The sequence below is a fragment of the Agrococcus sp. UYP33 genome (genome assembly GCF_054060915.1).
Genome location: NZ_JBSSDR010000001.1, coordinates 530,035 through 548,277 on the forward strand (window position 1 = coordinate 530,035; position 18,243 = coordinate 548,277).

The window sequence follows — 18,243 nt, forward strand, 5'->3', positions numbered from 1 at the left end:
CTAGTGCCCTGTTTCTGCGAGGTCACGAAACGGTAACGCTTCCTCAGCCCCATGTTCACGGACCACAGTCCAGGCATAGGTTCGAGCGCATCCGCCCCCGACGACGGGGGCTTCGTCCTGAACGAAGGATCACCTTGTGAGCACACTGAATTCCAAGCGTGTGCGCCTTCGCAGCGGCATCGCACTCACCACCGCCCTCGCGCTCAGCGCGGGGGCGTCGGTGCTTGGTGCGTCCGCGGCGAGCGCCGCTCCCACGCAACCGCCGATCGACACGAGCGGCTTCGACGCCGGTCGGTACATCGTGGTCCTCGACCAGGACCCGCTCGCCATCTACCGCGGCGGCCTGCCGAACCTGGCTCGCACCGCACCGGTCGGCACGGACGACATCGACCTCGACACGGCCGCGGCCGACGCGTACACCGCGCACCTCGAGACGGAGCAGGCCGCGGTGGCCTCGGAGATCGGCGCGCAGATCGCGGCGAACCTCACCGTCACGATGAACGGGTTCATCGCCGACCTGTCACAGGAGCAGGCGCTCGAGCTCTCGCGTGACTCGCGCGTCTCGCAGATCTTCCCGGACGAGATCCAGCAGATCCAGGCGAGCCCCGCCAACGAGTACCTCGACCTCGAGGGCCTGTGGGAGCAGGTCGGCGGCGTGGACGCCGCTGGAGAGGGCGTCGTCGTCGGCGTGCTCGACACGGGCATCGCCCCCGAGAACCCGCTCTTCGCGGGCGACCCGCTGGGCACGACGCCCGGTGCGGAGCCCTACCTCAACGCGCAGGGCCAGATCGTCTACGAGAAGGGCGACGGCAACACCTTCACCGGCGTCTGCCAGACCGGCGCGCAGTTCGACGCGTCCGACTGCTCGACGAAGATCGTGTCGGCCCGCTACTACGTCGACGGCTTCGGCGCCGAGAACCTCGGCACCGAGACGCAGGTCCCGGGCGAGTACCTCTCGCCGCGCGACGGCGACGCCCACGGCTCGCACACCGCCTCCACGGCGGCCGGCAACGCCGACGTGCCGGTGACGTCGCCCGGCGGCGCCGACCTCGGCACCATGTCGGGCGTCGCGCCCGAGGCGCGCATCGCCGCGTACAAGGTGTGCTGGTCCGGACCCGACCCCGCATCGACCGAGGACGACGGCTGCGCGACGAGCGACTCCGTCCTCGCGATCGAGCAGGCGACGGAGGATGGCGTCGACGTCATCAACTTCTCCATCGGTGGCGGCGCGGCGACCTCGGTCGTCACGGCTGACGACATCGCCTTCCTCGGCGCTGCCGCGGCCGGTGTCTTCGTCTCCGTCTCGGCGGGCAACGACGGCCCCGGTGCCTCGACGCTCGACCACGGCGCCCCCTGGTACACCACGGTGGCCGCGGCCAGCGTGCCGAACTACGAGGCGACCGTCGTCCTCCCGGGCGACGTGCGCATCCCCGGGGGCTCGGTGACGGTGCCGATGGGCGACGACGCTGAGACCGTCAGCGGCGAGTTCATCTACGCGGGCGACATCCCGGCAGCGGGCGTGGACGCGGAGGACGCGGCGCTCTGCCAGATCGACACCCTCGACGAGGCGGCGGCAGCGGGCAAGATCGTGCTCTGCGACCGCGGGGTCAACGCACGCGCCGAGAAGTCGCAGGTCGTCGCAGACGCCGGCGGCATCGCGACGGTGCTCGTCAACGTGACGCCGGGGTCGATCGACCTCGACGACCACGCCGTGCCGACGATCCACGTCGACGCCGAGTACCGCGACGAGCTGCTCGCAGCCGCCGACGGCACCACCGTCATCTCGTTCGAGCCGGGCAACACGTCGGGCATCGAGACGATCGCTCCTGTCGTGGCGGGCTTCTCGTCGCGCGGTCCGGTGCTGGCCGAGGGCAGCGATGTCCTCAAGCCGGACATCACCGCACCGGGCGTCGGCATCATCGCTGCCGGCCCCAACCCGGCTGACGGCGAGCCGAGCTTCGAGTTCCTCTCGGGCACGTCGATGTCGGCGCCCCACGTGGCGGGCCTCGGCGCGATCTACCTGGGTGCGCACCCGAACGCGTCGCCGGCGGAGGTCAAGTCCGCGCTCATGACGACGGCGACCGACACGCGCAACCTCGACGGGACCGTCTCGACGGACCCGTGGGCACAGGGTGCGGGCTTCGTGAACACGCAGTCGATGCTCGACGCGGGCCTGTACTACGAGGCAGGCACGGCCGACTGGTACGGCTACCTCCGCGGGTTGGGCTACATCCTGCCCGACGAGTGGGTGGGCAGCCCGATCGATCCGAGCGACCTCAACCAGGCGTCGATCGCGATCGGCTCGCTGGCAGGCACGCAGACGATCACCCGCTCGGTGACGTCGCTCGAGGCGGGTACGTACACGCCGTCGATCGAGGGCGTGCCCGGCATCGACGTCGAGGTGTCGCCGTCGTCGCTCGCGTTCACGGACGCCGGCCAGACGCTCGACTACACGGTGACGTTCACGACCGCCGGCGCCGAACTCGGCACCTGGTCGTCGGGCTTCCTCACCTGGACGAGCGCCGAGCACACGGTCCGGTCGCCCATCGCGGTGCAGCCGGTCGCCGTCGCGGCGCCCACGTGGGTCGAGGGCATGGGCACGGTCGGCGAGACGCCGATCACCGCGGTCTCCGGCATCGAGGGCTCCATCGGCCTCGAGGCGAACGGCCTCGCGCCGTACGTCCAGCTCGGTGCGGACACCGGCGCCAAGGGCGATTCGTTCGACTACAGCTTCTCCATCCCGGAGGGCGAGCTCGTGCACTACTTCTCGCTCGACGCCGCGGACGACACCACGGATCTCGATCTGTTCGTGTACCGCCTCAACGCGCAGGGTCAGGCGGTCGAGGAGATCGTCGCCGCGACCGGCTCTGCCGACGAGGAGCTGCTCATCGAGGCCCCGCAGGCGGCGAACTACGTCGCCTTCGTGGACGTCTACGCGGTCAACCAGGCCGGCGAGCCCGCGAGCTTCACGCTCGACCACGTCGGTGTCGGCGAGGGCCAGCAGGAGGGCCAGTTCCGCACCGAGCCCACCTCGGTGGACGTGGGGATCGGCGAGGAGTTCACCTACACGGCCAAGTGGAACGGCCTGGACGTGAACTCCGAGTACCTGGGCGTCGTCGAGTACACCGGCACCGACGTCACCACGATCGTGCACGTCACGACCGGTGACGCGACGATGCCTGTGCCCGAGCGGCTCGCAGGCGACGACCGCTATGAGACCGCAGTCGAGGTCTCGCAGCACGGCTACCCGGGCGGCGCTGACGTCGTCTACGTGGCCAGCGGCGAGAACTTCCCCGACGGCCTCGCAGCGGCTCCGGCCGCGGCGCACGAGGGCGGCCCGCTGCTCCTCTCGTCGCGTGCCTCGCTGAACAACGTCGTGATGGAGGAGATCGAGCGACTCGCACCCGAGCGCATCGTCATCGTGGGTGGAGAGCCCACGCTGACGGCCGCGGTCGAGGATGCGCTCGAGCCGCTCGCGGCCGAGGTCGTCCGACTCGCGGGCGCAGACCGGTACGAGACCAGCCGTCTCATCGCCGCCTACGCCTTCGACGCCTCGGGCTCCGCGTTCATGGCCACCGGCCGCGCGTTCCCCGACGCGCTGACGGCGGGCTCTGCTGCCGGCTCGATCGACGCACCGGTCATCCTGGTCGACGGCAAGGCCGGCGGTCTGGACGACGCGACGGTGGCTGAGCTCGACCGACTGGGTGTGCAGAACGCGTACCTGATGGGCGACCAGCAGTCGATGTCGAACGGCATCGAGCTCCAGCTCGACAACGCCGGACTGGCCGTGAACCGCTTCGGCGGCTCCGACCGGTTCGACACGGCCGTGCTCGTCAACCGCGCGATGTTCGACGCACCGGTGCCGGCGATGTACATCGCCAGCGGCGAGAAGTTCCCGGACGCCCTGGCCGCTTCGGCGCTCGCGGCTGCCGAGGGCTCCCCGCTGTACCTGTCGCGCTCGTCCTGCGTGGACTCGGCCGTGGTGACGGAGAGCCTGCGGCTCGACCAGCCGCCGGTGTACCTGCTCGGCGACGAGCAGACGCTGTCGGCCCAGGTCGCGGCGTACGCGATCTGCCCGTAGTGCAGCACTGACGGGAGGGGGCGAGGACTTCGGTCCTCGCCCCCTTCCGCTACCGGGTAGGATCGCAGGGTTGGTCTCTCGGGACCGGCCTGGAGGATTCGCCTAGTGGCCTATGGCGCACGCTTGGAAAGCGTGTTGGGTGCAAGCCCTCGGGGGTTCGAATCCCCCATCCTCCGCCCCGCGACGCATGTCGCGCACGAAGAGCCCTCGGCCCCGCCGGGGGCTCTTCCCGTGCCGGGGGCGACCGATCGGGCGTGGCCATGGCCGCCGGTGTACCGTGAGAGCACCGGTAGAGCAGACTCGTCACGTTGGAGCACCCGATGGGCCCAAGCAGTCCGCGCTCGTTCGGGTGTGCTGGAGCACGCTCGTGAGCAAGCGCATCCTGGTCGTCGACGACGACCGCGACATCCGCGACCTCGTCGCGATCAAGCTCGAGTCCGCGGGGCTCGAGGTCGAGACGCGCGCCGACGGCTCCGAGGCCCTGCAGGCCGCGAGCGAGGGCGACTGGTCGGTCATCGTGCTCGACGTCATGATGCCCGGGATGTCGGGGATCGACGTGCTGCGCCTCATCCGCGACCGCGGCGACCGGACACCGGTGATCCTGCTCACCGCTCGGGGCCAGGAGAAGGACATCGAGGCGGGGTTCGCTGCCGGCGCGGACCACTACGTGACGAAGCCGTTCAGCCCGAGGGCGCTGCTCGCTCGTGTGACCGCCGCGCTGGGATGACCACGCTGCTGCCGCCATCGCTGCTGTGGTGGCTGCTCGCCATCGCGTCGCTCGTCGTGGTCGGCATGCTCATCAGCCTCGTCACGCAGCGGCTCGTGCGCCATCGTCGTGAGCGACGGCGCGCCGAGCTCGACGAGCGCCTGCGACCGCTCGTGCTCGAGGCGTCGATCGCCGAGGACGACGAGGTCGACGCGCTGCTCGCCCGCGTGCGCGCGCTCGACGCCGAGGAGCGGGCGCACGTGGGCCGCACGGTGTCGCTCATGCTGCGCGGCATCACCGGCGAGGCCGCCGACCGGCTGCGCGCCGTCGCCGACGCCAGCGGCCTCGCACCGCGCGTCATCGCGGCCGCGCACCACCGCGACCCCGTGATCCGGGCCGACGTCGCCGAGGCCCTCGGGCTGCTCGCGCCGGACGGCGCGCTCGCGCTGCTGCTCGAGCTGGCGGACGACCCCTCCACCGACGTCCGCACGGTCGCGATCCGCGCCCTCGGCGCCTTCGACGAGCCCGCCGCGATCGACCGCGTCGTGGCGGCGCTCGCCGAGGGCAGCGGCGTCCCGACGAGCGTCGCGGCATCGGCGCTGCTGCAGCAGGGCGGCGCGGTCGGTGACCGCGTGCGGCTCGCGCTCGAGGACGACGACCCGGGCGTGCGCCGCGGCGCCGCGCGCGTCGCCGGCCTGCTGCAGGCATCCGGCACCGCCGACGCGCTCGCCCGCCTGGTGGCCGACGAGCACGAGTCGGTGCGGCTCGCCGCGATGCGGTCGCTCGAGCGGATGCCCGTGCGCGCCGCGGTGCCGGCGCTCCGGTCGGCCGCCCTCGACGGCGGCACGGTCGGCGAGGCGGCTGCCCGGGCGCTCGTCGCGATGCCCCGCAGCTGGACCGCCGACGCGCTCGCCGAGATCGCTGCCGAGGCGCAGCTCGGCGTGCGGCGCGCAGCCGGGCTCCCGAGGGCGGAGGCGCGCGCGTGAGCTGGCTGCACGACACCCTCGAGGCGATCTTCGCCGTCATCGCGTGGCCGGCGGCGGCGTACTTCATCCTCGCGAACACCTCGATGCTGCTGCTCGTGCTGCTCGCCGCTCGGCACTTCGCCCGCTACCTGCGCCGCAGCGAGCACCGCGGCGAGGACGCCATGGCCGCGTCGCCGCTCAGCCTCGGCGTGAGCGTGATCGTGCCGGCCTACAACGAGGCCGCCGTCATCCTCACGAGCGTCCGCTCCGTGCTCGACCTCCGGTACCCCGACCACGAGGTCATCGTCGTCAACGACGGCAGCAAGGACGACACGATGCGCCTCCTCAAGGAGGGGTTCGGGCTCGTGCCCGACGAGCGCGACGTCCCGGGACGCATCCCCGTGCGCGGCGCGCTGCGCGGCGTGTGGCGCTCCCCCGACCCGGCCGTGCCGCTGCTCGTCGTCGATAAGGAGAACTCCGGGCGCTCCGACTCCGTCAACCTCGGCCTCGACCTCGCGAGCAAGGAGCTCGTGGTGATGGTCGACGCCGACTCGATCCTGGAGCCCGACGCGCTGCTGTCGGTGTCGAAGCCGTTCGCCGACGACCCGGAGCGCGTCGTCGCCACCGGCGGCGTCGTGCGCATCGTCAACAACAGCCGCGTGCAGGCGGGGCGCATCGTCGACATCCGCATGCCCAAGGAGCTCATCACCCGCATCCAGGTGGTCGAGTACCTGCGCGCCTTCCTGCTGGGGCGCACCGCCTGGTCGGACCTCAACGCGCTCATCCTCATCTCGGGCGCCTTCGGCATGTTCCGCCGCGACGTGCTCATCGACGTGGGCGGCCTCGACGCCGACTCGATCGGCGAGGACTTCGAGCTCGTCATGCGCATCCAGCGCTGGATCCGCCACGGCCATCGCGAGTCCCGGGTCGAGTTCGTGGCCGAGCCGGTCAGCTGGACCGAGGCGCCCTCGACGCTCAAGGTGCTCGCGCGGCAGCGGCGCCGCTGGCATCGCGGGCTCTGGGAGGTGCTGTGGAAGTACCGCAGCATGCTCCTGAACCCCCGCTACGGCCGCGTCGGCATGCTGGCGCTCCCCTACTACTGGCTCTTCGAGCTGTTCGCGCCGCTCATCGAGCTCGTGGGCATCGTGCTCGTCGTGCTCGGGCTGCTCGTCGGTGCCGTCCACCCCGGGATGGCGCTGCTGCTGCTGATCGTCGCCTACGTCTACGGCACCATCGTCACGCTCGCCGCCGTCGTCGTCGAGGAGGCGAGCTTCCACCGCTACGAGCGCTGGCGCGACATGGGCACGACGCTCTGGGCGGTCGTCGCCGAGAGCCTCGGCTACCGCCAGCTCACCGCGATCTGGCGCATCCAGGGCTGGTGGGCCGGCCTCACCAACCGCACGCAGGTGTGGGGCGAGATGACCCGCACCGGCTTCGCCGGCGCCTCGGATGCACCGGACGCGGTCATGCCCGGCGCATCAGCGACCGGCGGGCAGCCGGACCGTCGCGACTGAACCGGCGCCGACCTCGCTGTCGAACGCGATCGCGCCGCCGTGCGCCTGCGCGATCATGCGGCAGATCCAGAGCCCGAGGCCGGCACCCTGCACGCCCGATGCGCGCGCGGCGGACGAGCGGTAGAAGCGCTCGAAGACGCGGGCCGCCTCGTCGGGCGCGACACCGGGTCCGTCGTCGCTCACCTGCAGCAGCGCGTCGGTGCCCTCTGTGCCGACCCGCACCTCGACGAAGCCGTCGTCGCTCGTGTACTTGATGCCGTTCGAGATGAGGTTCTCGACCACCTGGCTCACGCGGCGCGCGTCCGCGACGAGCGGCACGGGCGGCCCGTCGACGAGCCGCAGCTCGACGCCGCGGTTCCGCGCCCGGTGGGCGAGGGTCGCGACGGCGTCCTGGGCGACCGAGCGCAGGTCGGTCTCGCCAGGCTCGAGGTGCAGCTCGCCGCGGCTCATCTCGCCGACGATCAGCAGGTCCTCCACGAGCGTGCGCAGGCGCGTGCTGTTCCGCTCCACGATCTTGAGCCACGAGCGGAGCTGCTCCGACATGTCCTCGTCGATCGCCAGCTCGATGTACCCGGCGATCGAGGTGAGCGGGGTGCGCAGCTCGTGCGAGATGAGCGCGACGAAGTCGTCGCGGTCCTCGAGCATGCGCATGTAGGCCGTCACGTCGTCGACCGACGCGATCGACCCGCGGAACTCGCCGTCGACCATGAGCGGCCGCGACGACACCGTCACGGCGAACATGTCGTGGCCCGGGCGCGCGATCCAGAACCGGCTGTTGTCGAACGACTCGCCGCGCGCGGCCCGCAGGAACGGCATCTCCCCGTACGGGATCGGCTGCCGGGACTCCAGGTCGAGGAAGCTCGCACCGTCGAGCACGTGCTCGAGGTCGGTGCCGTCGAGCGCGGGGTGGCCGCTCAGCGTCGGGTTGATGCGAACGACGCCGCCGTCGGCGTCGAGCAGCATGAGGCCGACGCGCGCGGTGTCGAAGATGTTGTCGAGCAGCACGCCGTCGGCGACGAGCTGGCGCGCCATCTCGGTCTTCTCGCGCTCCCGCTCGAGGAGGGTGAGCTGCTGCTGCTCGATCCTTCCGGTGTAGCTGTCGGCGAAGTAGGCGGCGGCGACGAGCGCGAGCGGCACGAGCACGGCACCGACCGCGTTCGCCGTGAGGGTCGTGCCCGTCGACGCTCCGATCCGCAGCGCCATCGCGATGCCCATCGCGACGCCGCCGGCGGCGACGATCACGAGGCCGAGTCGGCGAGCGACGAAGCCGAGCCAGAACGCCGGCACCACCGCGAGCATCGCCACGATGCGCGGCACCTCCGCGTCGCCGAGCAACAGCATGATGACGAGGAGGTCGAGCGCCGGCACGAGCACCGGCATCCAGGGCGCGTCGTAGAGCGGCCCCTGCCCGAGGAGGGCGACGCAGGTCGCCACCGCGACCGCGATGACGCTCGCCCACAGCCACGGCCCGTCCCAGACGCCGGGTGCGACGACGGTGAGCACGATCAGCACGAGCGCGAGCACCGCGAGGGACAGCAGCTGCCCGCGCAGCGTCTCGGTCAGGGCGGCGAGGCCGCGCGGTCGCTCGCGAGCCTCGAGGCTATCGGTCACGCTCACCGGCGCCGGTTGCCGAACACGCCGCGCACGATCTCGCGGATGAGCGACTGGCCGGTGCGCGACCCGATGAAGTCGGTCACGACGTTGCCGCCGGCGCGCTCGCCGGAGGAGCGGCCGGTCGAGCGGCCCCGCTGCGCCTCCTTCTCGAGGCGCTGCGCCTCCTTCTCGAGCCGCTGCGCCTCCTGCTCCGCCGCCTCGCGAGCGGCCTCGTCCTGCTCGGCGCGCTGCGCCGACGCGAGCCGCGCCTGCAGCAGCTCGTACGCCGACTCGCGGTCGACCGCCTGCCCGTAGGTCGCCGACAGCGGCGACGCCTGGACGCTCTGCTGCATGGCGACGGCCGGGGTCGGCTCCATCGAGCCCTGCGGCGCCCGCAGGCGCGTCCAGGCGACCGGGGTGGGCGCGCCGCGCTCGTCCATCACCGTGACGATCGCCTCACCGATGCCGAGGCTCGTGAGGACCTCCTCGAGGTCGTACCCGCTGCGCGGGTAGGTCCGCACCGTCTGCCGAAGCGCCGTCGCGTCGTCGGGCGTGTGCGCGCGCAGCTGGTGCTGCACGCGCGAGCCGAGCTGCGCGAGCACGTCGGAGGGCACGTCCTTGGGCGTCTGGGTGACGAAGAAGATGCCGACGCCCTTCGAGCGGATGAGCCGCACCGTCTGGGTGATGGCCGTGAGGAAGTCCTTCGACGCGTCCTGGAAGAGCAGGTGCGCCTCGTCGAAGAAGAAGACCAGCTTCGGCCGCTCGATGTCGCCCACCTCGGGCAGGTCCTCGAAGAGGTCGGCGAGCAGCCACATGAGGAAGGTCGAGAAGAGCGCCGGGCGGCTCGCGACGTCGGGCAGCTCCAGCAGGCTGATGACGCCACGGCCGTCCTGCGTCGTGCGCATGAGCGCGCGGGTGTCGAGCTCGGGCTCGCCGAAGAACACGTCGGCGCCCTGCTCGCTGAACGCGGTGATCTCGCGCAGGATGACGCCGGCGGTCTGCGTCGAGATGCCGCCCAGGCGCTTGAGGTCCGCCTTGCCCTCGTCGCCCGTGAGCCACAGCAGCAGCTCGCGCAGGTCCTTGAGGTCGACGAGCGGCAGCCGCTGCTCATCGGCGTAGGCGAAGACGATGCCGAGGCTCGACTCCTGGGTGTCGTTGAGGCCCAGCACCTTCGCGAGCAGCGTCGGTCCGAACGACAGCACGGTCGCGCGCACCGGCACGCCGGTGCCCTGGCCGCCGAGCGCGAAGTACTCGACCGGGAAGGCGGCACCCTCCCACGCCTGGCCGATGCCGGCCGTGCGCGCGAGCAGCTTCTCGCTCGACGCACCCGCCGTCGCGACGCCGGAGAGGTCGCCCTTGATGTCGGCCGCGAAGACGGGCACGCCGGCAGCGGAGAGCTGCTCCGCGAGCACCTGCAGCGTCTTGGTCTTGCCCGTGCCGGTCGCACCGGCGATCAGGCCATGGCGATTGACCATCGCGAGCGGGATGCGCACCTGCGTCGCCGCGTCGGGCTCGCCGTTGACGAGCGCACCGATCTCGAGCACGGGGCCCGTGAAGGCGTAGCCGGCGCGCACGGCGGCCACCTCGTCGACGCTGAGCGGGCCGGCGGTGGCCGCGGGCTCGACGCGGTCGCCGGGCTCCGACGGGTGCTCCGGGTCGGCAGGCGCGGTCTCTGCCTCGGGCGCCTGCGTGTACGACTCCGCGACGGGCGGCGCGCCCTCGGGCGTCGCCTCGTCGGCCGCGGACGGCGGGGTGTCGATCCTCGAGCGCGCCTCGCCCGCCTGCAGCTCCGCGAGGCGGGCCGCGGCGGCGGCCTGCGCCTGCCGAGCCGCGTCGAGTTCGGCCTGGGCCTTCGCCAGCTCGTCGGTCATGTCGCCATCCTAGGTCTCGACCGCATGGCGCCCACGAGCGCCGCGGCCGCGGCGCGCGGGCCCGCGCGCAGGCTCACGCGATCGGCTGCACCTGCCGCGGGCGCACGACGAGCCACAGCGAGCATGTCGCGAGGATCCCGCACAGCAGCATCACGACGCCCATCGGGATGGCGTTCTCGATGCGGAAGAGCCCGACGATCGGGCTCACGAGCCCGGCGATCGACATGTTGAGGGCGCCGAGGAGCGACGCCGCGGTGCCGGCCTCCTGGCCGTGGTTCGCGAGCGCGAGCGACTGCACGCACGGCATCGAGAGGCCGAACGCGAAGGCGAAGACGGCGAGCGGCGGCACCAGGCCGACGATGCCGAGCCCGGCGAGGTCGAGCAGGATGATGGCCGATGCACCCACGATGAGCAGCGACGTCGACACCGCGAGCACCCACTGCGCACCCCAGCGGTTCGCCGCGCGGCCCGCGGTCTGCGTGCCGATGAGCACCGCGACCGAGCACAGAGCGAAGATGAGGCCGAACTCCTCCGGCGAGAAGCCGTACACCTCCTGCAGCAGCAGCGACGAGGTGGAGAGGTAGGCGAACATGCCGCCGAAGATGCTCGCGCCGATGATCGCGACGCCGACGAAGACGCGGTCGCCCAGCACGGCGCGGTATCGCTGTCGGAGCGTGGAGTGCCCGGGCTCCTGCCGCAGGTGCGGCGGCAGCGTCTCGCGCAGGAAGAGCAGCTGCAGCACGATGACGAGCACCGCGTAGCCCGCGAGCACCCAGAAGAGCCCGCGCCAGTCGAGCAGGCCGAGGAGCCACGAGCCGAGCACGGGTGCCGCGATCGGCGCGATGCCGATCACGAGCGCGAGGCGCGAGAGCGCCGTCACGAGCCGGGAGCCGCTGAACAGGTCGCGCACCATCGCCATGGCGACGACCGTGCCGGCCGCCGCGCCGAAGCCCTGCAGCACGCGCAGCAGCATGAGCGTCGTGACGTCGGGCGCGATCGCGACGCCGACGCTCGCGAGCACGTGGACGGTGGTGGCGATGAGCAGCGGCCGTCGGCGCCCGATGCGGTCGGAGAGCGGTCCGACCACGAGCTGGCCGAGCGCGAAGCCGATCGTGGTGGCCGACAGCGTGAGCTGCACGACCGCATCCGTCGTCGCGAACTCCTCCTTCACCGCCGGGAACGCCGGCAGGTAGAGGTCGATCGTGAACGGCCCCAGCCCGGCGAGCAGCCCGAGCACGAGCAGGGTGGTGAAGCGACGGCTGGGGCTCAGCGCGTCTCCGGGGTGCCCCGTCACGCGGACAGCGCCAGGGGCACCTCGTCGCGCGACGCGATGCGCTCGTCGCCGGTGGCGGCGTCGTGCTCGAACACGACGCGGCCGTCGATGAGCACCGTGCGGGGTCGCGCCATCGGGTCCATCCAGTCGCCGCCCCAGACGACGACGTCGGCGCGCTTGCCGACCTCGAGCGAACCGACCTCCGCGGCGACGCCGAGCGCCTTCGCCGGGTTGATGGTGATCGCGCGCAGCGCCGTCTCGCGGTCGAGGCCCTCGCGGACGGCGAGGGATGCCTGGTGGACGAGGAACGAGATGGGGATCACCGGGTGGTCGGTGATGAGCGACAGCTCGACGCCGGCCCTCGCGAGCTTGCCCGGGTTCGCGATCGAGCGCTTGCGCAGCTCCATCTTCGACTTCGTGGTGAAGAGCGGCCCGATGAGCACCGGCACGCCGCGCTCGGCGAGCAGGTCGGCGACGATGTGCGCCTCGGTGCCGTGGTCGATGATGAGGTCGTAGCCGAACTCCGCCTGCAGCCGCAGGGCCGTGACGATGTCGTCGGCGCGGTGCGCGTGCTGGCGCCACGGGATCTCGCGGCGCAGCACCTTGCCGAGCGCCTCCATCGTCAGGTCGACGTCCTGCTGGCTGCCCTTGTCGGGGTCGGCGAGCCTGCGCTGGTAGTTCTGCGCGGCGACGAACGCGTCGCGCAGGATCTTGGCCGTGCCCATCCGCGTCGACGGCATGACCTTCTTGTCGCCGTAGACGCGCTTCGGGTTCTCGCCGAGCGCGCTCTTGATGCCCGCGGGCTCGCGCAGCACCATGTGGTCGACGATCCGGCCGTGCGTGTGGAGGGTGACCGCCTGTCCGCCGATCGGGTTGCCCGATCCGGGGTTGACGTTCACGGTGGTCACGCCGCCGGCGAGCGCGAGGTCGAAGCCCTCGTCGAAGGGGTCGATCGCGTCGAGCGCGCGCACCCCCGCCGTGTTGGGGTTCGTCATCTCGTTCGTGTCGCTCGCGGTGGGCCCGTCGCCCTCGGGGTGCACGCCGAGGTGCACGTGCGCGTCGACGAGGCCGGGCGTGACCTGAGCGCCCGCGGCGTCGAGCACCTCGGCGCCCTCCGGGACGGCGACGTCGGCGCCCAGCTCGGCGATCCGGCCGTCGCGCACGACGATCGTGCCGTCGAACTCCTGGCCCTCGACCGGGATGACCTTGGCGTTGACGATGGCGAGCAGCATGCGTTCCCTCTTCGTGTCAGACTTCCTCCGACCAGCCTACCTCCTTAGCCGGACGAACGACTTCTGCGCCGACGAGCGGCGATCAGGCCGACTGCGGCAGCTCGGCGAGCGTGTCGCGCCAGCCGAGCTCGTAGTCCGCGACCCCCGCCGCATCCGTCTCGTGCACGACGGTCACGGCGGTGCCGCCCGCCGCATCCGCGAACCGGACCGTCACGGTGTCGAGCGCCTCGCCCTCGACGCCGTCGTCGATCCAGCGCCACGTGAAGACGAGCAGCTCGAGCGGCTCGACCTCGAGGTACTCCCCCGTGACGCCGAAGCCGGCGTCGACGCTCTCGAACCGGTAGGCGCCGCCGACCCGCGCATCCGCCGCGATCGTCGTGCCGGGGATGCGATGCCACCACCATCGCGCGATGCGCTCCGGGTCGGTCCACGCGGCCCATGCGGTCTCGCGCGGCGCCGCCACCTGCTGCGTCAGCTCGATCTGCGTCTCGGTCATGGCTGCTCCTCCTGGTCTGCGGCCGCGGGCTGCGACTCCACATGGGTGGCGAAGTCGGCCAGCTGCGCGCGCCACATCGCGCGCACGCCCGTCGCCCAGTCGGCGAGCAGGTCGAGCCCGCCCGGCTCGAGCGTGACGATCGCGTGCCGGCCGGCCCTGCGCTTGCGCGCGAGCCCCGCCGCCTCGAGCACGCGCACGTGCTTGTCGATCGCGGGCAGCGTCACGCCGATGACGGCCGCGAGCTCGCTCATCGTCGCCGGGCCCTCCGCGAGCCGGCCGACGAGCAGCCGCCGCGGCGCGGACGCGATCGCGTGCGCGACTCCGTCGACCGATGACTTCACCATGTGGTGAAGTGTATGAGCGCGTCGCGTGAGCCGCAAGCCCCAAGCACGACGACGGCCCCGGGCATCCGCCCGGGGCCGCCGCAGTGCCGCTCGTCAGCCGAGCGAGCGTGCGCGCCGCTTGTTGTAGACGTCGAACGCGACGGCCAGCAGCAGGACCATGCCCTTGATGAATTGCTGGTAGTCGGTCGAGACGCCCATGAGCGACATGCCGTTGTTGAGCACGCCCATGATGAGACCACCGGTGATCGCGCCGACCACGGTGCCGATGCCGCCCTGGACGGCCGCGCCGCCGATGAACGCCGCGGCGATCGCGTCGAGCTCGAACAGGTTGCCGGCGCCGGGGCCCGCGGAGTTCAGGCGACCGGTGAACACGATGCCCGCGAGCGCCGCCAGCATGCCCATGTTGACGAACAGCATGAAGTCGATGCGCTTCGAGCGGATGCCCGACAGGTCGGCCGCGTGCCGGTTGCCGCCGACCGCGTAGATGTGGCGGCCGAAGCGGGTGCGCTGCATCACGACCGAGTAGGCCACGATGAGCGCGCCGAGCACGATGAGCACGATCGGCGTGCCGCGCGAACCCTCGGCGATGCCGAGCAGGTAGGTCAGCAGCACGATCAGCAGCGCGCCGAAGCCGGTGCGGGTCCAGAACCACCACGCCGGCTCGCCCTCGACGCCGAGCTTGACGCGCTTGCCGCGACCGCGCAGCTGCGAGCCGACGAACAGCACGAGCGTCAGCAGGCCGAGGCCGACCGTGATCCACTCCGCCGGGCTCGTCGATGCCGGGAAGAGCTGCGGGAACAGGTAGCCGCCGCCGAGCTGCCGGTACTCGGCCGGGAACGGGGTGATCTGCGTGTTCGACAGGGTGATCTGCGTGAGGCCGCGGAAGATGAGCATGCCCGCGAGCGTCACGATGAACGCCGGTATCCCCACCACCGCCACCCAGAAGCCCTGCCAGGCGCCGACGACCGCGCCGAGCACGATGCCGACGACGATGGCGAGCCACCACGGCCATCCCCACTGCACGACCATCACGCCGGTCGCGGCGCCCACGAAGGCGGCGACCGAGCCGACCGAGAGGTCGATGTGCCCGGCGATGATGATCATCACCATGCCGATCGCGAGGATCAGGATGTAGCTGTTCTGGACGATGATGTTGGCGACGTTGCCCGCGGTGAGCAGGCGGCCGCCGGTGAGGCCCTGGAACAGCAGCACGATCACCACGAGGGCGATGAAGATGCCGATCTGCTGCACGCGCGAGAGCAGGAACGAGCCTGCGGTGCGCAGCGGCGAGGGGCTCAGGTCGCGGCCCGCGTCGCCGCGGGGCGCACGCCGGCCGGCGCCGCCCTGTGCCGGCGAGCCGCCGGTCGACGTGCCCTGGGTCGACGTGTCATTGGGCGAGGACATGGTCCGCCTCCTTCTCCTGGGTCATGCGCTGCATGAGCGCCTCTGGCGTCGCCTGGGCGATCGGGAACTCACCCGTCATGCGGCCCTCCGACAGCGTGTAGATGCGGTCGCAGATGCCGAGCAGCTCGGGGAGCTCGGACGAGATGACGATCACCGCCTTCCCGGCGGCGGCGAGCTGGTTGATGATCGTGTAGATCTCGTACTTGGCGCCCACGTCGATGCCGCGGGTGGGCTCGTCGAGGATGAGCACCTCCGGGTCGGTGAAGAGCCACTTCGACAGCACGACCTTCTGCTGGTTGCCGCCCGAGAGCTTGCCGACGACCGCGTTCACGGTCGGCGTCTTGATGCGCATGCTCTTGCGGTAGCCCTCGGCGACGATGATCTCCTGCTCCCCGTCGACGAGCACGCGCTTCACGAGCTTGTCGAGGGCGGCGGCGGAGATGTTGCGCTTGATGTCCTCGATGAGGTTGAGGCCGTACATCTTGCGGTCCTCGGTCGCGTACGCGAGGCCGGCGCGGATGGCGGCCGGCACGGTGCGCACGTCGATCGGCTTGCCGTGCAGGTAGGCGGTGCCGGTGATGTGCGAGCCGTAGGAGCGCCCGAAGACGCTCATCGCGAGCTCGGTGCGGCCCGCGCCCATGAGGCCGGCGATGCCGACGACCTCGCCGGCGCGCACGGACAGGTTCGCGTCGTGGATCATCACGCGGTTGGCCTCGGTCGGGTGGTGCACCCGCCAGTCCTCGATGCGGAAGACCTCGTCGCCGATCGTCACGTCCCGGTCGGGGTAGCGCGACTCGAGGTCGCGGCCCACCATGCCCTTGATGATGCGGTCCTCGGTCACGTCGTGGGTCACGAGCGTCTCGATCGTCCGGCCGTCGCGGATGACCGTGACCTTGTCGGCGATCGCCTTGATCTCGTTCAGCTTGTGGCTGATGATGATCGACGTGATGCCCTGCTGCTGCAGGTGGCGGATGAGGTCGAGCAGGTGGGCGGAGTCCTCGTCGTTGAGCGCCGCGGTGGGCTCGTCGAGGATGAGCAGCTTCACGTCCTTGGAGAGCGCCTTCGCGATCTCGACGAGCTGCTGCTTGCCGACGCCGACCTCGTTGGCGCGCACGGCCGGGTTGTCGCCCAGGCCGACGCGCGCGAGCAGCTTCTGCGCCTCGGTGTTCGTCGCGTGCCAGTCGATGAGGCCGCCGCGGCCGACCCGCTCGTTGCCGAGGAAGATGTTCTCCGCGAGCGACAGGTGGGGGCTGAGCGCGAGCTCCTGGTGGATGATCACGATGCCCTTGTGCTCCGAGTCGCTGATCGACCGGAACTGCACCGGCTCCGCCTCGAACACGATCTCGCCGTCGTAGGTGCCGTGCGGGTACACGCCCGACAGCACCTTCATGAGCGTCGACTTGCCCGCGCCGTTCTCGCCGCAGATCGCGTGGACCTCACCGCGCTCGACGGTGAGGTTGACGTCGGAGAGGGCCTTGACGCCCGGGAACTCCTTGGTGATGCCGCGCATCTCGAGGATCGCCGTCACAGCGCCCCTCCTTCCGTTCCGATGCCGATGGGTGATGGTGCGGGGCGGGGGCTCGCGCCCCCGCCCCGGACCGTCAGGAGAGCTCGTCCTCGGTGTAGTACTCCGAGTCGATGAGCACTTCCTCGTAGTTGTCGACCGTCACGATGGTCGACTCGAGCAGGTACGACGGCACGATGTGGTCGCCGTTGTCGTAGGTCTCCGTGTCGTTGACCTCCGGCTCGTCGCCGTGCAGGATCGAGTCGACCATGGTCACGGCCTGCTCGGCGAGCAGTCGCGTGTCCTTGAAGATCGTCGAGTACTGCTCGCCGGCGATGATCGACTGCACCGAGCCGACCTCAGCGTCCTGACCGGTGATGACCGGCAGGGCGTCGGTCGAGTAGCCGCCCGACGTGAGCGCCGAGATGATGCCGATCGAGAGGCCGTCGTAGGGCGAGAGCACGCCGTCGAGCTTCGTGTCGCCGATGACGGTGAGGATGTTCTCCATGCGCTCCTGCGCCGTCTCGGGCAGCCAGCGGAGGATCGCCGCCTGCTCGAAGTCGACCTGGCCGCTGGGGACCACGAGCACGCCCTCGTCGATCAGGGGCTGCAGGACGCTCATCGCGCCCTCCCAGAAGAACGTGGCGTTGTTGTCGTCCGGGCTGCCGGCGAAGAGCTCGACGTTGAGCGGGCCAGCCTCGTCGGTGCGCTCGCCGCTCTCGTCCACCAGGCCGAGGCCGGTTAGCAGGCTCGTCGCCTGCTGCACGCCCACCTGGAAGTTGTCGAACGTCGTGTAGTAGTCGACGTTCGGGCTGCCGTTGATGAGGCGGTCGTAGGCGATGACCGGGATGCCGGCGTCGCCGGCCTGCGCCAGCACGTCGGTGAGGGTGGTGCCGTCGATCGAGGCGATGATCAGGGCCTCAGCGCCCGAGGAGATCATGTTCTCGATCTGCGAGACCTGCGTGGGGATGTCGTCGTTCGCGTACTGCAGGTCGACGGTGTAGCCCATCTCCTCCAGCTGCGAGCGGACGTTGTCGCCATCGGCGATCCAGCGCTCCGACTGCTGCGTCGGCATGGCCACGCCGACGATCTGGCCCGTGCCGCCGGGCTCCTGTGCCCCGTCGGACGCAGCCGGCTCTGCGGTGCCGCCACGGCCGCAGCCGGTCGCGACGAGCGCGATCACGCCTGCAGCGGCGACAGCGCCGAGGATGCGGTGCTTCTTCACTGTGGTTCCTTTCATGGGGTGCCGCGATGCGGCGG

At 71.4% G+C, this 18,243-nt stretch carries 13 protein-coding genes and 1 tRNA gene; 5 read left to right on the forward strand and 9 right to left on the reverse strand.

All coding sequences use genetic code 11. The features are described from left to right. The first annotated feature begins 136 nt into the window (after positions 1-136). The 5 genes from ACVWW9_RS02530 (at position 137) to ACVWW9_RS02550 (ending at position 7,266) form a co-directional block, all read left to right on the forward strand. Entirely contained in the window at positions 137-4,081 is a 3,945-nt protein-coding gene (locus tag ACVWW9_RS02530) for a cell wall-binding repeat-containing protein (protein WP_456514250.1), read from the forward strand. Between the two features lie 91 nt (positions 4,082-4,172). Next, positions 4,173-4,257 (forward strand) — tRNA-Ser (locus tag ACVWW9_RS02535). Positions 4,258-4,448: 191 nt separating this feature from the next. Beyond that, positions 4,449-4,808, forward strand: coding sequence for a response regulator transcription factor (locus ACVWW9_RS02540; RefSeq protein WP_245989700.1), 360 nt, complete (start codon positions 4,449-4,451; stop codon positions 4,806-4,808). After that, entirely contained in the window at positions 4,805-5,773 is a 969-nt protein-coding gene (locus ACVWW9_RS02545) for a HEAT repeat domain-containing protein (RefSeq protein WP_354258841.1), read from the forward strand. Before ACVWW9_RS02540 ends, ACVWW9_RS02545 begins: the two co-directional genes overlap by 4 nt. After that, positions 5,770-7,266: a glycosyltransferase family 2 protein gene (locus tag ACVWW9_RS02550; RefSeq protein ID WP_456514251.1), complete on the forward strand. Its 1,497-nt coding sequence runs from the start codon at positions 5,770-5,772 to the stop codon at positions 7,264-7,266. Before ACVWW9_RS02545 ends, ACVWW9_RS02550 begins: the two co-directional genes overlap by 4 nt. Here ACVWW9_RS02550 and ACVWW9_RS02555 read toward each other — a convergent pair. From ACVWW9_RS02555 to chvE, 9 genes are all read right to left on the reverse strand, one after another. Beyond that, positions 7,231-8,877: a sensor histidine kinase gene (locus tag ACVWW9_RS02555; protein ID WP_456514252.1), complete on the reverse strand. Its 1,647-nt coding sequence runs from the start codon at positions 8,875-8,877 to the stop codon at positions 7,231-7,233. The two genes, ACVWW9_RS02550 and ACVWW9_RS02555, sit on opposite strands and share 36 nt — an antisense overlap. A gap of 2 nt (positions 8,878-8,879) precedes the next feature. Beyond that, positions 8,880-10,730 (reverse strand): helicase HerA-like domain-containing protein, encoded by a 1,851-nt coding sequence (locus ACVWW9_RS02560; RefSeq protein WP_456514253.1) that lies wholly within the window; start codon positions 10,728-10,730, stop codon positions 8,880-8,882. A 73-nt stretch (positions 10,731-10,803) separates the two neighbouring features. Beyond that, positions 10,804-12,024, reverse strand: a complete 1,221-nt coding sequence (locus ACVWW9_RS02565) for a multidrug effflux MFS transporter (protein WP_354258830.1) — start codon at positions 12,022-12,024, stop codon at positions 10,804-10,806. Continuing rightward, positions 12,021-13,235 (reverse strand): amidohydrolase, encoded by a 1,215-nt coding sequence (locus tag ACVWW9_RS02570; protein WP_354258828.1) that lies wholly within the window; start codon positions 13,233-13,235, stop codon positions 12,021-12,023. The genes ACVWW9_RS02565 and ACVWW9_RS02570 overlap by 4 nt, the downstream gene beginning before the upstream one ends. 82 nt (positions 13,236-13,317) lie before the next feature. Then, positions 13,318-13,731: an SRPBCC family protein gene (locus tag ACVWW9_RS02575; protein ID WP_456514254.1), complete on the reverse strand. Its 414-nt coding sequence runs from the start codon at positions 13,729-13,731 to the stop codon at positions 13,318-13,320. Continuing rightward, positions 13,728-14,075, reverse strand: a complete 348-nt coding sequence (locus tag ACVWW9_RS02580; protein WP_456514255.1) for an ArsR/SmtB family transcription factor — start codon at positions 14,073-14,075, stop codon at positions 13,728-13,730. The genes ACVWW9_RS02575 and ACVWW9_RS02580 overlap by 4 nt, the downstream gene beginning before the upstream one ends. 93 nt (positions 14,076-14,168) lie before the next feature. Continuing rightward, positions 14,169-15,479 (reverse strand): multiple monosaccharide ABC transporter permease, encoded by a 1,311-nt coding sequence (mmsB, locus tag ACVWW9_RS02585; protein WP_354258821.1) that lies wholly within the window; start codon positions 15,477-15,479, stop codon positions 14,169-14,171. Next, positions 15,463-16,989, reverse strand: coding sequence for a multiple monosaccharide ABC transporter ATP-binding protein (mmsA, locus tag ACVWW9_RS02590; RefSeq protein WP_354261566.1), 1,527 nt, complete (start codon positions 16,987-16,989; stop codon positions 15,463-15,465). Before mmsA ends, mmsB begins: the two co-directional genes overlap by 17 nt. 91 nt (positions 16,990-17,080) lie before the next feature. Further along, positions 17,081-18,208: a multiple monosaccharide ABC transporter substrate-binding protein gene (chvE, locus tag ACVWW9_RS02595; RefSeq protein ID WP_354258819.1), complete on the reverse strand. Its 1,128-nt coding sequence runs from the start codon at positions 18,206-18,208 to the stop codon at positions 17,081-17,083. Positions 18,209-18,243 lie beyond the last annotated feature (35 nt).

Coding starts and splice junctions, on each gene's coding strand:
- ACVWW9_RS02545 (WP_354258841.1), top strand. CDS start 4,805: ATGACCACGCTGCTGCCGCCATCGCTGCTGTGGTGGCTGCTCGCCATC.
- ACVWW9_RS02560 (WP_456514253.1), bottom strand. CDS start 10,730: ATGACCGACGAGCTGGCGAAGGCCCAGGCCGAACTCGACGCGGCTCGG.
- ACVWW9_RS02570 (WP_354258828.1), bottom strand. CDS start 13,235: ATGCTGCTCGCCATCGTCAACGCCAAGGTCATCCCGGTCGAGGGCCAG.
- ACVWW9_RS02575 (WP_456514254.1), bottom strand. CDS start 13,731: ATGACCGAGACGCAGATCGAGCTGACGCAGCAGGTGGCGGCGCCGCGC.
- ACVWW9_RS02580 (WP_456514255.1), bottom strand. CDS start 14,075: ATGGTGAAGTCATCGGTCGACGGAGTCGCGCACGCGATCGCGTCCGCG.
- mmsB (WP_354258821.1), bottom strand. CDS start 15,479: ATGTCCTCGCCCAATGACACGTCGACCCAGGGCACGTCGACCGGCGGC.
- mmsA (WP_354261566.1), bottom strand. CDS start 16,989: ATGCGCGGCATCACCAAGGAGTTCCCGGGCGTCAAGGCCCTCTCCGAC.